Raw genomic sequence first — 13,949 nt, forward strand, 5'->3', positions numbered from 1 at the left:
GTGCGCGCGTGAGGAAGGAGAACATTCGTGGTTGATAAGAGCCAACTGCAAGACGTATGCCGAAAAGTGGATGGTGGTAGGGCGACGTTGTAGTCCCACGGTGGCAGGGGGAAGTCTTCTACGTTCGCGACTTGGAAGGCATCGGCGATCTGTTGCTTATCGGTCTTACGGTAGTAGCGCTCGTACATAAAGAAAAGCTAGCAGATGCATTCAGTCCCATGCGTGCTAAAGGTCGCGGCGCGCAAAAAGCTTTCTGAGAGGTGGACAAACGAGTCAGCACGTTCGTATCTGGATAGCTATAGGCACCGCCCAATGCGTCTGATGGCGACTTGAACTCAAACCACTTGAATCAGGGCCTCGTTTTGAGGATGGTAGGTGAATCTAGAAGAAGCGCACGCTCGAAACGGCACTAAAAGCTCCACGCAAACTGGGGTTGGAAACCGAATCCTTCGTTGGGCAACCTCCCCGTGGATATTGGGTCCTTGTAGTCGGTCTTACGGTAGGTAAACTCAAACCCGATGCGGAATTTCTTCTGTTCCCCCGCTAGATCCCAGAGCAGATTGCTCCAGAAGACTCTGTTGTAGGTCCGCCCGAAGAGGCTATTGGGGACGGCCGTGATGTCATTGTTATTGGGATCGTCGATAATGAGACCGGTGTGACTGTGCAGGTTTGGCGTCAGGTAGACGAATCCCTCGACCCAGCCGCCCGTGGAGCGGATCGCCTTCCAGGTCACGGCATCGAGTGTTTGGAGGATGCCGGCACCCATTTGTCCAACTCCCTGCCCACTGTAGACTTCACCCTTAAATCCGTAGCGGCCTGCCAAGTTCACTCGATAGTCGACGTTGACTCCCCACACGTCAGAAACAACGCGTTGCGGAGGTTCGCCTGGAAGGCCCGGTTTGCGGTTGCCGCCGCGCGCACGAAACCCGTACTCGATCGGGTCTCCAACCTGAGCCTCATTCTGCTGGTGTTGCTAATCACCGCGGCGAACATCAACAACGTGCTGGCCGTGTTCGGCACGCGCGGCATCCTCGCCGGTCTCCTCTTCATCGCAGTGGGTTTTGGCATAGGGTGGTTGCTCGGCGGACCAGGCATGGACACGCGGCGGGTCCTGGCCCTGGGCACTGCGCAACGCAACATTGCCGCCGCGCTCGTGGTGGGCAGTCAAAGTTTTAGTGACCCGAAAGTGGTCGTCATGGTGGTCGTCGTCGCGATTGTCGGCCTGTTGGTTCTCATGCCTCTGTCGCGGCTGCTGGCCAAGCGGGGCTAGATGTAGCTGTAGGTGCGCGAGAGCATGAAGCGCCAGACCCGGGAACGGCGCCGGTTTCTGTGCACACGTGGTGCGAATGATGCCAGGCGCGGACTTGAGAACCACGGCGACGCGAAGGCCGACTTGCTTCCCACGGCACCGAGGCCGACTACGATGACATCAAACGTGCGTTCCACGATCCGCCTCCATCAACGGCCTGGGGTTTACTCCCGACATCTCAGAAGACGGTCCGTTCGCATTATTACCAAAGTGCGATTCTGAATTTGCGACAAATCGCCAAATTCACTCATCGACCTCAGCTTAGAACGTCAAAGACGACGGTTTGTGGAATGTTCGCGGACGGTCTTTTGATGCGAGTTCTGAACTCTCTGAATCGTACCACAACTCACGTCCAAAACAAATAGATTCTGACATGATTTGTGATATCTTTTTTTTGCATGGTGATTGGATACGCTCGCGTTTCGACGGACGACCAGACGAACGCGGCCCAGCTCGCGGAGCTGAAGAGAGCCGGTTGCAAAAGGATCTACGAGGAGAAGATCAGTGGTCGGAATGTCGATCGGCCAGAACTGACGCGATGCCTTGACCGGCTGGATGAGGGTGACACCCTCATCGTGTGGCGTCTCGATCGCTTGGGAAGATCGTTAGCCGATTTGTTGGAGATTGTGAATACTCTCCAGCGGCGCAAGGTCGCTTTCGTCTCGCTGAAGGAGAAGTTTGATACGAGCCATGCAGCGGGACGCCTGATCTTTCACGTCTTCGCATCGCTGGCCGAGTTTGAGAGGGAACTAATCCGGGAGGGAACCATGGCGGGGTTGGCTGCTGCTAAAGCTCGCGGGCGGCTGGGTGGGCGCAAGCCAAAGCTTGCAAAGGACCAGATGAATAAGATTCGCTCACTGTGGGATGGTAACCAGTATTCGAAGCACGAGCTTGGAACGATGTTTGGCGTATCGAAATCCACCATTGACCGGATCGTTAGACCGGGCCGGTAAAGCTGAAGGTTGAAGCAAAGACTCGAAAGCCAAAAAGAGCCACAATCAAGCGGAGGGGAGGGAAGTGATGCGAGTAATTTGCACTGGTGGCGGGTTCGATGTTGAGGGAGAAGTGATCGGGCGCTTCAACGTGCGCACGTACAAGAATCGCAATGCAGCAACATGGTTGACGACGCTTCCGACGGCCAGCTTCCGCTGCTTGAGCAGATAGGCCTGATAAGCGCGCAAATGATCCAGGCCAAGCTTGTCCGGTGACGTGTCGAAATGGCGGGCAAATTCCTCGACCCAGTGCAGGTAGTGCCGGATCGTGGAGTCCGAGTAGTTACGGCGCTGGAGTTCCTCCAGCATGATCTTGCGTAGATGGGTCACAAATACCTCCTTGTTAGCAGTTCTCGGCCCACATTGTTTGCCTTGGAGACGCAGCCGTGAGCAGTATCGCGAAGATATGGCCCTGGGTGCTGACAGTTCCCTTTCTGCTCGTGGCGTCGGTTGCCTCTCCGAGCAGTGCGACCACACCACCTTCCAAATACGCGATCAAGGAGTGGCCGACAAACCTGAGGAGGGATCTAAGAGGCGCCACGGTCAAGGTTGTCCTGCCTGAGAACGCACCGGACCAGCCATGGGATGACGCTCTTATGGCGAAGTTTAGCGATCTCACCGGTATCAGGGTCGAAATCGTTAGGCCCAGCAACGATACGACTGTCGTTTTGGCGGGCTATCTTCGTGCCTTTAAGAATGGCTCCGCGGACGCTGATGTATATGCCATTGATATTGTCTGGCCGGGAATACTTTCCGATTACGCCCAAGACTTGCGCCCGATGGCAGACGACCTGCGAGACATGCCTCCCACGCTGATCCAGAATGACACGGTGAAAGGGAAGCTGGTTGCCATTCCCTACTTCACCGAGGTCAGCCTGCTCTATTACCGTCGCGACTTGCTACGAAAATATCACTTCCCGGCACCTCCGGTTACCTGGAATGAGCTGGAGCATCAGGCGCAAACCATCCAGGATGGAGAACGAGCGACAGGCAACAAGTCATTCTGGGGTTATCTCTGGCAGGGAGCGGCGTCTGAAGCATTAACCTGTAACGCGCTTGAATGGCAGATTTCGCAGGGTGGAGGGCCGCTCATCGAGCCCGATGGGACGCTCGGCATCCAGCAGGATCGCTTCGTGGAAGCGATGGAGCGCGCCCGGAGATGGATCGGCACAGTGTCACCACCGGACACGACGAGCCAGCTCGAAGACGATTCTCTTCGCAATTGGAAGCAGGGCAACGCTGCCTTCATGCGCAACTGGCCATACGCCTATCTGGAAAGCATGAGCCGGGAGTCAGTTGTCAGAGACCAGGTCGGCGTCACCGTCCTCCCTATGGGAGAGGGTCCCGGCGGACGCCACGCTGACATCCTTGGCGGTTTTCAACTTATGGTCAGCAAAACGTCGAAGAACAAGAGCGCGGCCATCGAGTTGGTCAAATTCCTCACCAGTCCGCAGATTCAGCGAGTGAATGCGATCGCGCGTGGCTACGCTCCAACTCGGCCAGCCCTTTACTACGACGCTGCCGTACTTAAGGCCAATCCCTTCTTCGGGACTTTGAGAGATGTGCTGTTAGAGGGCGCTGTGACCCGGCCATCCACCGCGGCAGGCCAACGATACGACGCGATCTCGGAAGCTTACTTTACAGCGGTACGGCAGATTCTGACTGGTCAACAGGGCGCAACCGTAGCGGTAGAAGAACTGGAAAAAGAACTCCAACGCATCGTCGCAAGGTAGAGATCATCGCCACGCCCACCACCTCGGTTATTGGCGAATGGTCGGCAAACAGGAAGTTATCCCTCGCTCAGCCCAACTTCCGGAGCCGTGACTCTAGTCACCAGGCCGCGAAGGCGATTGTGGGCAACGAATAGTGAAGCGCTATAAGATTCCCGCGTATAAAGACCGGCCTTCAGCGGTAAAGAAGCAGGAATCCCCCCATTGATCGGCCACTGTTTCGACCCGGATCACAGTGCTAGGGGCGCGATAATGAATGTACATGTAGATTGGCGATTGAGGCGTGGCATCGCCAGCCCCACTAACTTTGCTGTTCTTCTTGCTGTCCTGCTTTTTTTTCCGCTCGTGTTGCGATGGACGGGAGCCCTTTCTGTAGGAGAGATCAATCCGCAAAGCCCTCAGCATACTCGAGCGTTCCTGAAGTTTTGTTTCGTTCTGACTGCCTTTCTCTGGGTGTGTTTCGCTATTGCACTGGTCGGCATCCGCCGCGGCGGAAAGATGACATTCCAGGAATTGGTGGGAGCAAAATGGAGTCGTTGGCAAACGATCACTGGTGATCTCAGCGTCGCCCTCGCCACTCTGGCAGCGATGGCAGTGATCGGGAATTTGTCGAATGCAGTCCTTGGACCGTTCCAGCACGACAGCGCTGCTTTCCGCTCATTTGTTGCGCAGAATACCGTTGAGTCGCTTGCCTTTCTGGGGCTGGCTCTCACCGCGGGTTTTGTCGAAGAATTCGTCTTCCGCGGTTACATACAGAGGCAGTGTCAGGTTCTATGTGGCAACACAATTGTTGCCTCTCTTTTGCAAGTGATCATTTTCACGCAGGGACATCTCTACCAGGGTTGGATCCGGCTGGTACCGGTTTTTCTCATCGGGGTCGTAGTGACGATCGTAGCGCTCTGGCGAAAGAGTCTTATTCCGGGAATGATCGCACACGGTTTTGGGGATGGTCTCGTCGCCTTTCTGTTCCTTGCTAAGCATTTGTGACTACCAGCTAGGGACATGATAGCCGGTCGTTTTTGCCGCCCATCAGTGCGCAGCGGGCGCGGCGATTCTGGGCGGATGGTCGGCAAGCCGCACCTTACGCTTGGGGAGGGATTTCCTGTGATCCGCCAGGGACCACGTGACGGACCCGAGAAACCTTGCCACAAGCCTCCAATCTTTACCTCGAACGTATTGAATGATCGGCCCCGTAGATAGCGAGGACGCCGAAGATAGGGCAAACCTGGGTCATTGCCCAGTTGAGAATACCGGCAAGCAACTGAGTGGTGGCGTAGTTACAGACCGACAGTTCGTTGTGTGCCGGGAATGTTCAACCGCTTGGAGGTGCAAGTCTTCTACCCGACCTGATGGAGGTAACGGTTAGCAATGACGCAAGGTCTATCGCCGTGAGGCGGGGTCTGAAGGAAGCGTGAGCAAATGCGCGAGTCGATGGACAAAAACCGGATACAAGGCGTGAGCGTAGGGCGAGCGGGCAACTTACCACGAAGCCCATATCCATCAAGTACGCGGAGCGTAGATCCGGCGGCCGTGCGCAGAAGGCGATTGAACTTACCCCGGGAGATCTGTTCCGTGTCGTTTCGGCGACTGAGGCTGTCGCGAGGCAGTCTGACCGCGGAGCAGAAGTCAACAGAGGGCATATTAAGCCATGACGTCGACAAGGCTAGTGAGGCACTCCAAAGCCGAAAGGCGGAGTCAACAGATAGGCTGAGAGCCGGGAACGGTGGCCGAAGGCCCGAACGAGAGGAGAGGCAAGTAGGACATGAGTCTCAACAATGACATGCGGCAGAACATCTAGGGCAATCTGGACTTCTCTTCCTTGCCAACGGGTGAAGCCCGGACGGTGGGAAGGGAAGGGCCCGAATCGTTGGATAAGAATGCACCATCAAACGCCGGGACCAAACACCTAGCTTTCAATCGTTCAGCTCTGGACCTAGCGGTTCAAACGCCCGGACCAAGGATCAGGAAAAAGGAGAAGATAATACGTCTACTAGCCCGCTCCGTTAAGATCCTTACCGGCGCCTAGCTATAGAGAGCGCCGATGTAAGCGGTAATCCGCGATAGAAGTGGGATTTCGAGCCGATTCGGAAGCTTTATCGGTCACAAACGTTTCTATTGTGAAAGAATCACGACGCTATAGGGTCCGACGCTCACACTGGCGTTGAAGTTAAGCCCATCCTTGCCACCGGAATTGGCGGTTGCATCGAAGCTATCGCCATTAATGAAACCGGGATCGTAGATCTTCGCGCCGCTATTGAACCGCACATGCCATTGGCCCTCGCGCGGGAAGCCGATATTCAGGTTCTGCATGGGCACATTCGAGAAGTTTGCCACCACAACGACATCATCACCCGCCCCACCGTTCTCCCATCGATGATATGCCAGCGTTTTATTGCTGTTGTCCAGGTGGAAGACATTTAGATTTTGACCCGCGAGGCCTCCTGTCTTTCCGCCCAGATTGCGTCTCAGAGCGATTAGATCACGATACATCTGAACGATCCCTTTGATATTCGGATCGTCTGCCCGGCCGAAGTCCATGTTGGTCGCCGTCTTGAAGTCGAAGGCGCGCGTTTCGAGCATCTCCTGACCCTGAAATATCAGCGGAATTCCAGGCGAAGTCAGCATGATCGCCGCGGCCAGGGTGGAACGTTTCTTGGCAAAAATGCTCGAATGGTTACTTGTTGTATCGATCAACGCCGGCAGGCGGATCTGGCCCGGTGGATGGCCTACCTGGTCATGGTTTTCGGTGTAGATCACTCGAGTGAATACGTCGCCGGCCATTTTCTTTTCGAGAGCGCTTTTGACTGCGCGAAGATCGCGCTCCGAATCATTGACCTTGCTGACGACGTTCCGCAGTACATTCACCATCGTGTCGTCCCATTGGCTGTTGAACTCGAGGCCAATCGGGCCGGATTGCAGTGTGACGTCTCCGGAGCTCTGCAAGTCCTCGGCGATGGTTATCTTGCCCGGCTGCTTCGGGTCGGTGGAACGGTACGAAACATTAATGTCTCGCAGGAGTTCCGCTCCTTCCTTATTGGGTACGTGTGTCGGGCCGAACGCGCGGATGTCGATCGTGTCGTCGAATCGCAGTCCATCGACTCCGTAGTCGCGGAGCAGCAATAGCGCGTTGTCGTTGATGTACTGCCGGACCTGAGGCCGGCCGAAATCGGGGCGCGGACCGAAGCCGGTGTCGGCGCGATCACCGCCGTAGAGATAGACTCCGCCCGGAATCTCCGATGTGGTGAAACCACCGAACGCTTTCAACAGATTGTTGCCGACTAAATGGTTATAGACCACATCTACGAGCACGGCGATCTGCCGCTGATGGCATTGTTTGACGAATTCTTTGAATTCCCGCGGAGTGCCATAGCTGGACTTTATGGCAAACATCTGCACGGAGTCGTAGCCCCAATCGTGGTTTGCCGGAACATGGTCGGGGAACAGAGGATTCTGAGTGATTGGAAGCACTTCCACCGCATTGATGCCGAGATTCTTCAGGTAGTCGAGTTTTTGCACAGCACCGGCGAACGTGTTTGCAAATGTACCTACGTGCATCTCGTAAATCACCATCGTATTGAAAGTGGGCTCGGTAAAGGGTGGCATAGTGAAGTTCGAATCCACGAGGACCGAAGCGGGATTACTGTCACTGCTCGGCAAGCCAAAGCCGTTCGGCATGTCGAATCCGGTCAGTTGTTGGGCCCGCGGATCGTTGAATTCGCGCACGACACCGCCGAGCTTAATGACATACCGATATTGGTCTCCGGCCTTAGTATCGGCCACCGTCCCTATCCATGTTGTATCCGCGGGATCAGAGTGACCCGGCTCCTTGCTGAGCGGCACCAACGCGCCTCCATTGATTTTGACGGCGACACTTTCAACGAAAGGCGCCCAGACGCGAAATGTTGTGCTTCCGTCACTGTGCAGGGTCGCGCCGAGCGGGTCTGTCGCCCTCGCCAACGGCGTTGCAACCAGGAAGGCTGAAAGGAAAACCAGCAAGCACTTTGCCAAAAGCATCGCAGGAAGTCTTGCCGGACGCAGCTGAGCGAGGGACATAGATCGTTTCGGATACATAGACAGTTCCTCCGTCTAAATCTTGGGCCTCTCATACCCAGACATTTGGCGCTGGCCATCGGGCATATACTGCAATTCGAATCGGTGGCGGCCAAGCGGCCGCCCTATCTCTTGCACCACAAATATCCAGAAATGACGATCGGTACACTCCTCAGAGAAACTTCAAAACTTCGCTAATTGCATTCAAGGGGGATGGTTCGCGGTTGAGAATGATCTCCACCAGTGTGGTTGTGAACGGATAGAAAAGAGTCCCTTTGTCGCCAAGACCTGACAGATCAATCTCGACTGGCTTCGCCTCTGCTGTCAATTTCTTTCCGTCGTCATTGCTGCCGTATCCCTGATAGGCCATCAAGGCAGTCCCTGTTGAGGCATGGATTCGGAGCTTCAGAGGAATGGCGCCATTACTGATGCCTGTGGGCAATCGGATGTGGAAGCAGCGATAACTTGAGTCAGTGGCATAGGGGTGGACGTCGGTGTACATTTCCTCGAAGGGCACCCAGTTATTTCCGTCTTTGCGAAGGACGTCGATTAGATAGTCGTTAACTCCGTCGCCTCGCTCATCCCGGGCGTGGACGACGAACTGCTGCCATCCCTCGATTTCGGTTTCAGACGTATGGAAGATATGACCGAAGAATTGCTTGACATCCGCGGAAATTCCGGCGGCTGCCTTCCCAGGATCGACAAGCATCTTATTCCACCCAGGTTCACCGAAAGTCTTCGCCCGCGTCAGCCATGCGTCGTAGGTTTCCCCACCTTCGTCACCTACTCTTAAGAAATCGCAGATTAGTTGAACCATCGCATCATCCGGTTCGCTAACCAGCGTCGCGTGGTTTTTTCCTTCTACTGGAATTAATGGAATGTCGAGTCGTTGATTCTCCCAAGGAGAAATCGATACCCTGGAAGAGGGTCTTCCGTCACCGTCTACGGGTGTGCGTGTGAGATCGACGATGATCTTTCGAGTATTCAATGCACAACCGGACCAGCGGACGGTCCCGTCGGTACCAGGATCGTTGGCCACACTGGATAGCCCGTCATACGGCACATTTCCGATAAACACGCAAACAAAAGGAGTGTTAGGGCCCTTGTCATAATAGGGCGCATCTCCCAGAAGATCCGCATGGGCCAGGTCCCAGGTGAAACTGCTTCCAAGTTCCAGACCGTCCAGCACTTCATCTCCCGCATTCAGGAAATCCGGTCCTATCTTCCTGTTTCCTCTTACCAGTGCGCCCAGCCATGTACGGCCCTTGTGCGCCTGAGGCGAGCCCCAGGTAGCTGGCGCCAAGCCGATCAAGTGCTTGAGACGCCTGAGGCGAGAATTGTTTGTAACAGGTGCGCCGTAGTTGGTGAGCCACGAGCGAATAACCAGCATACCGGTGGAATGAACGATTGCATCAAAAGGCTGGTCCGCATTGAGCCTCGGATTGTATCGAGATGCCCGATCGAGTCCTTCGGCAATATCCTTGATCGTGATCTCGTTATTGAGCGACACATAGTTAGCGATATTGATGTCTACAGCGTCGATGCCTTTGACCTCAAGCGCTCTGCAGAGCGGAGTGAAGTCCAAACCGTCGGCCGAATACCCATGAATCAAGACAAGTGGTCGCGACACAGTTCCTCCGTAATAGGCATCCGAGCTTCGAAAATGTGAGCCGTAATGGTCAAATGTTCCCGGGGCCCTAGACTAAGTTGCTCTTGAGATTTGTCCAGTGAATGAGTGAATGGGCAAGGTCAGTCTCGAATCGCAACAGAATCTCCATGAGGGGGAAGCGGAGACGAAGCCATAATACACGGGACTTAGAGCGATGCAAGGAATTAATCGTGCGCTTATTGAAATTTCATCGCTCCTCGATAATTTATGACCTGCCCACTTGGATCCGCACAAACTGAGTATGATTTTCGGATTCAGGAGAGGACGATTATGGTCAGGAGCGGGCATAGCGAGGCGCAGATCAACGCTGCGCTGAAGAAGATTGAGGCCGGATGCACGGTGGATGATGTGGCCCGGGAGTGCGGTGTCAGCCAGGCAACGATCTACACGTGGAAGGGAAGTTCGGCGGCCAGTTAGTTGATGAAAAATAACTGGCTTGTAAGATCCTTTTGGTGATAATATTTGCGTCTCCCCCACAGGCCCCAATCGTTCCTCAGAAAAGCAGGACCACGCCGCGAAACGAGCAAAAGAATAGTTTTCTGTTGCGATGGGACGGCAATAGCTTTGACCGTGTAAACGAAGAATCGAATGTCGCGGAGCTATATGGCAGCCTGACTGTAAATGCGAATCAGCTTTTGCTACTACCACCCGGCGCTGGTTAAGCTCCAGTGCTCCCCCAAGAGCTCTCGATCCTACGTGATTGCTTCATTACTGACACAGGGCCCTATGAACACTCTGGAGGAAATCCATTGCTAACACTCGAAATAATGCAACGTAGGTGGCCACATGGGGATCAGCACATTCCGGGACTGCTGGAGGGTATCGTTGCGGCAGCACCTACTGTATTTCCGAAGTATGGCCTATCGTCTCCGCTCGTTGTCGCCCATGCGATGGCGCAATTTAGTGAGGAGTGTGGACAGGGTCTCGAGATGATCGAGAATTTGAACTACTCGGCCGAAGGACTGCTGAGGGTGTTCTCGAAGCACTTTACACCGGCGATGGCCGAACGCTGGGCCCACAATCCGAAGGTTATTGGTGAAATCGCCTATGGCGGTCGGATGGGAAACACCCCACCGCCGAGCACCGACGGTTACGTATTCCGCGGCGCCGGTCTATCTCAGGTCACTGGTCGGGATGGCGTATCGAAACTGCAGGAGTTCCTAACAAAAAATGGGGCAGATTTCGACATCCTTCAGAATCCGGAACTGATTATCGATCCCTCTCATGCGCTCGAATGCGGTGTGGCCGATTGGGTGTTGTGCGGCTGTCTGCCGCATGCAGAAAGAGATGACACTGTTGGTGAAACCAAGGCGCTCAACGGAGGGCTGAATGGCTTGCCTCAGAGAGCGCGACAGCTTGCTCTATGGAAGTCCGAACCGTTGACATGATGAACGATTTCTGTCGGTGTAAAAACAGAGGAGTTGAAGTAATACCCATGCTGAGGTCAATGGCTACACTTACTCCGATCCTCACTAGCCTACCTATGTGCCCATGAACAAGCAAGAAGTGATACCGGTTCCTATCTGGAGAACAATCATGAAGAAAAGCATGCACCTTTTGTTTCTAGTTCTGCTCCTAACACTCTTTGCCGGCGCTCAAACTGCAACTGTAATACGCAATGTAAATGTGCGACCCGATCCGTCCACGGACAACAATCCAATCACGACATTGAAGCCTTCGGCACAGCTTGATCTAGTTGAGCCCGACGCGACAAATGGATACTTTCACGTCACGACGAGTGATGGTCAAGATGGCTGGGTATGGGGCCGGAACATCCTCATCAAAGCGGGGGCCATCTCTTCCATTGGCGTCGGACATATCGGGCCGCCGCAGCTCTATCCGGATCCCAAGAAAACCCCCGGCCTCGCAGATACCCTCAAAGTCTCTGATCTTACAAAACGGTATACCAAGGGGTGTCCAAGCGGGAAGGCGAGTTGCACATACTCACAAGCACATCGGAATGTTCCCAAAAGTGTGCATACACAAGTCTATGATGAGTACAACGTCCCGGAAGACGCGCGTAACATCCAGCACGGCGAGGTGGACCATTTTTACCCGCTTTGCGCCGGCGGATCCAATGACATTAAAAATCTCTGGAATCAGCCATCGGATAACGAATGGAACGGCGAGAACTTCGGGTTTCACGAAAAAGACAAGCTTGAGACCTACGTATGTTCCCAGATTAAGGCCGGAAAGATGGACCCGAGGGACGCCTTCAACCGCATCATGAAGGATTGGGTAAAGTTTTATTTGGATGTGGGTTTGGACTCGGTGGATTAAAAGACGAAAGGCAACCGATTACCTCAAACGTCATGCGGTCCAATTTCGTTTCGAAGCAGAACAATGCTTAACGCATTGAATGAGCCGATATACGGAAGAGCAAATTGTAGGAGTCCTGAAGGAGTCTGAAGCAGGCTGGATACGGCGGAAGCTGTGCCGGGAGGTACTGTATCAGTCAGCAGACGTTCTATCGCTGGAAGGCGAAGTACGAGGGCCTGAAACGAGTGAGGCGCAGCGGCAGTTGAAAGAGGAGAACCGCAAGCTGAAGCAGATGGTGGCGGAGCAGGCACTGGACATCACAGGTTTCAAGGCGGTGCTCGGAAAAGTGGTAGGCCCGCAGGCAGAGCGAGAATGTCGTGAAAGTGCAGTACTCGTCGTCAAATAAGACGGTGAAACTGATCGAGAGGAGAGGTCTGGACGCGCTTACGCACGTCGAATAGCGAGATTCCTCACTGTTCACTACTTCTGTTATTCCTGCAAGGAATAACCTTCTCCCGAAAAGTCATTGGACGTTCCTGAACATCGCCCTTAGCACGAAGCCGTAGTAGCTGGCGAAGTCCAGCATCCTTCGGATGGAAACGCGGTTGACCGTCGATCCGGTCCAGCACCACCGTCTTCATGTTGTCGGTCAGCACCGTCATCGTCACCCCTCCGAAGTAGCCGAAGGCGCGAGCCCAGGCCTCTGGCCTGAGAGTTACGACCGGATCTGGGCGCAGTTGATCGAACGGCAGGGACGCCAGCCCGGGACACGAGCCATGGTGGAGTTGATCCGCATCGGCCGCGAGTTCGGCTACACACACAGTGTTGCTGCAAAGTGGGGGTTTTTGCATAACGCCCCGAAAAGGGTCAATTCAGATTCAAGGGTGAGTGATAGGGAGTTGCCGTGGGTTAGGCGGCAGTCCTGAGTATCGTACGGTAGAGGGTCGTTTTTCGCTACACTGGAACCAGCGCACTCCGGCAGGGAATGATCAATCGGCGATGCGCCTGACAATTCTCAACGAAGAAGAGATCGACAGACTTTACGGAATTCCCCGCTTCACGCAGGAAGCGCGCGCGGAATACTTTGCGCTGTCCGCTTTCGAGAAGACTGTTCTTGAGCAATTTCACTCGCTCAAATCAAAGTTGTTCTTCGTTCTCCAGCTTGGCTACTTCAAGGCCAGCCGCATGTTCTTCGTCTTCGGTCTACGGGATGTGGAAGAGGATGCCACCTACCTTATGGAGACCCGCTTCCCCGATTTTAAAGGGGATGATGCGTCGATCGCCAAGGGCACACGCCTCAAGCAGCAGCGGCTCATCCTCAAACTCTGCCATTATCGGAACTGCGATCGAACGGTGCAGAAGAAGCTCCAAGATAAAGCTCGACAAGTGGCAACAGTCTGCGGGAAGCCGATTTATGTCTTCCGGGAACTGATGCACAACCTTGCGGAGCAACGCATCGTCGCTCCGGGCTACAGCACGATGCAGGACATTGTCGGTGCTGCGCTGACCTATGAACAACGCCGCGTGGCCGGAATCGCACAGGTCAAGGTATAGCCCTCCGCCAAAAGGGAACTGCAGCGCCTGCTCGAAGATAGGCGGGGACTCCATGAAATAACCATGTTGAAGCGTGACCCGAGGGACTTCAGCAATCATGAGATCAAGCGGGAAGCCCAGCGCAAGGAAGAGATTCGGGAGCTCTACCAGCTTTCACAAGAGCTTCTCCCGCATCTAAGAATATCCACGGAAAACATCGGCCACTATGCCTCGCTCGTGGATTATTACTCTGTGCACCGGCTCCGGCAACTGAGCGAGTCCGTTGTTCATGTTTATCTTCTCTGCTTCATTCAGCAGCGCTACCGGAAGCTTCACGACAACCTGATTCATAGTCTGGTTCATCACGTCAGGAGACATAGCGATGACGCCAAGGCAGCCGCAAAGGA

14 protein-coding genes and 1 pseudogene are annotated in these 13,949 nt (G+C 54.6%); 10 read left to right on the forward strand and 5 right to left on the reverse strand.

The window, feature by feature from the left end; all coding sequences use genetic code 11:
* Positions 1 to 409: 409 nt before the first annotated feature.
* Positions 410 to 766 (reverse strand): hypothetical protein, encoded by a 357-nt coding sequence (locus Q363_RS25775; RefSeq protein WP_035356555.1) that lies wholly within the window; start codon positions 764 to 766, stop codon positions 410 to 412.
* 105 nt (positions 767 to 871) lie between these two features.
* Here Q363_RS25775 and Q363_RS25780 point away from each other — a divergent pair, with 105 nt between their 5' ends.
* Complete coding sequence (locus Q363_RS25780; protein ID WP_157467552.1) at positions 872 to 1,270, forward strand: hypothetical protein; 399 nt, start codon at positions 872 to 874, stop codon at positions 1,268 to 1,270.
* Positions 1,271 to 1,707: 437 nt separating this feature from the next.
* A complete protein-coding gene (locus tag Q363_RS25790; protein WP_035356557.1) occupies positions 1,708 to 2,262 on the forward strand; it encodes a recombinase family protein in 555 nt (184 codons plus the stop codon).
* Positions 2,263 to 2,307: 45 nt separating this feature from the next.
* Here the strand turns inward: Q363_RS25790 and Q363_RS25795 are convergent, their stop codons facing one another.
* Positions 2,308 to 2,631: a site-specific integrase gene (locus tag Q363_RS25795; protein ID WP_035356558.1), complete on the reverse strand. Its 324-nt coding sequence runs from the start codon at positions 2,629 to 2,631 to the stop codon at positions 2,308 to 2,310.
* A gap of 56 nt (positions 2,632 to 2,687) precedes the next feature.
* Here Q363_RS25795 and Q363_RS25800 point away from each other — a divergent pair, with 56 nt between their 5' ends.
* Together Q363_RS25800 and Q363_RS39105 are read left to right on the forward strand one after the other, a co-directional pair.
* On the forward strand, positions 2,688 to 4,034 hold the full coding sequence (locus Q363_RS25800; RefSeq protein WP_051979327.1) for an ABC transporter substrate-binding protein: 1,347 nt from the start codon (positions 2,688 to 2,690) through the stop codon (positions 4,032 to 4,034).
* 249 nt (positions 4,035 to 4,283) lie between these two features.
* Positions 4,284 to 5,018 (forward strand): CPBP family intramembrane glutamic endopeptidase, encoded by a 735-nt coding sequence (locus tag Q363_RS39105; RefSeq protein WP_157467554.1) that lies wholly within the window; start codon positions 4,284 to 4,286, stop codon positions 5,016 to 5,018.
* 1,125 nt (positions 5,019 to 6,143) lie between these two features.
* Here Q363_RS39105 and Q363_RS25810 read toward each other — a convergent pair.
* Both Q363_RS25810 and Q363_RS25815 read right to left on the reverse strand, forming a co-directional pair.
* Positions 6,144 to 7,811, reverse strand: coding sequence for an alpha-amylase family glycosyl hydrolase (locus Q363_RS25810; protein WP_169747129.1), 1,668 nt, complete (start codon positions 7,809 to 7,811; stop codon positions 6,144 to 6,146).
* 442 nt (positions 7,812 to 8,253) lie between these two features.
* Positions 8,254 to 9,711 carry an esterase/lipase family protein gene (locus Q363_RS25815; RefSeq protein ID WP_035356560.1) on the reverse strand — a complete coding sequence of 486 codons (1,458 nt, stop codon included), beginning with the start codon at positions 9,709 to 9,711 and terminating at the stop codon, positions 8,254 to 8,256.
* Positions 9,712 to 10,020: 309 nt separating this feature from the next.
* Here Q363_RS25815 and Q363_RS39110 point away from each other — a divergent pair, with 309 nt between their 5' ends.
* The 4 genes from Q363_RS39110 (at position 10,021) to Q363_RS25830 (ending at position 12,415) form a co-directional block, all read left to right on the forward strand.
* Entirely contained in the window at positions 10,021 to 10,167 is a 147-nt protein-coding gene (locus Q363_RS39110) for a transposase (RefSeq protein WP_169747130.1), read from the forward strand.
* A gap of 512 nt (positions 10,168 to 10,679) precedes the next feature.
* On the forward strand, positions 10,680 to 11,138 hold the full coding sequence (locus tag Q363_RS25820; RefSeq protein ID WP_211256346.1) for a hypothetical protein: 459 nt from the start codon (positions 10,680 to 10,682) through the stop codon (positions 11,136 to 11,138).
* A gap of 148 nt (positions 11,139 to 11,286) precedes the next feature.
* On the forward strand, positions 11,287 to 12,030 hold the full coding sequence (locus tag Q363_RS25825) for an SH3 domain-containing protein (protein ID WP_035356562.1): 744 nt from the start codon (positions 11,287 to 11,289) through the stop codon (positions 12,028 to 12,030).
* A 79-nt stretch (positions 12,031 to 12,109) separates the two neighbouring features.
* Positions 12,110 to 12,415 (forward strand): hypothetical protein, encoded by a 306-nt coding sequence (locus tag Q363_RS25830; protein WP_064742727.1) that lies wholly within the window; start codon positions 12,110 to 12,112, stop codon positions 12,413 to 12,415.
* 64 nt (positions 12,416 to 12,479) lie between these two features.
* Here Q363_RS25830 and Q363_RS43130 read toward each other — a convergent pair whose 3' ends face one another.
* Positions 12,480 to 12,671: a hypothetical protein gene (locus tag Q363_RS43130; RefSeq protein ID WP_211256347.1), complete on the reverse strand. Its 192-nt coding sequence runs from the start codon at positions 12,669 to 12,671 to the stop codon at positions 12,480 to 12,482.
* Positions 12,672 to 13,008: 337 nt separating this feature from the next.
* Between Q363_RS43130 and Q363_RS25840 the strand changes: the two genes are divergently transcribed.
* Positions 13,009 to 13,563, forward strand: a complete 555-nt coding sequence (locus Q363_RS25840; RefSeq protein WP_035356564.1) for a DUF4158 domain-containing protein — start codon at positions 13,009 to 13,011, stop codon at positions 13,561 to 13,563.
* Between the two features lie 63 nt (positions 13,564 to 13,626).
* Positions 13,627 to 13,949: pseudogene (locus tag Q363_RS25845) on the forward strand (hypothetical protein); the annotation flags it as partial.

Source organism: Edaphobacter aggregans DSM 19364, assembly GCF_000745965.1.
GTDB lineage: Bacteria > Acidobacteriota > Terriglobia > Terriglobales > Acidobacteriaceae > Edaphobacter > Edaphobacter aggregans.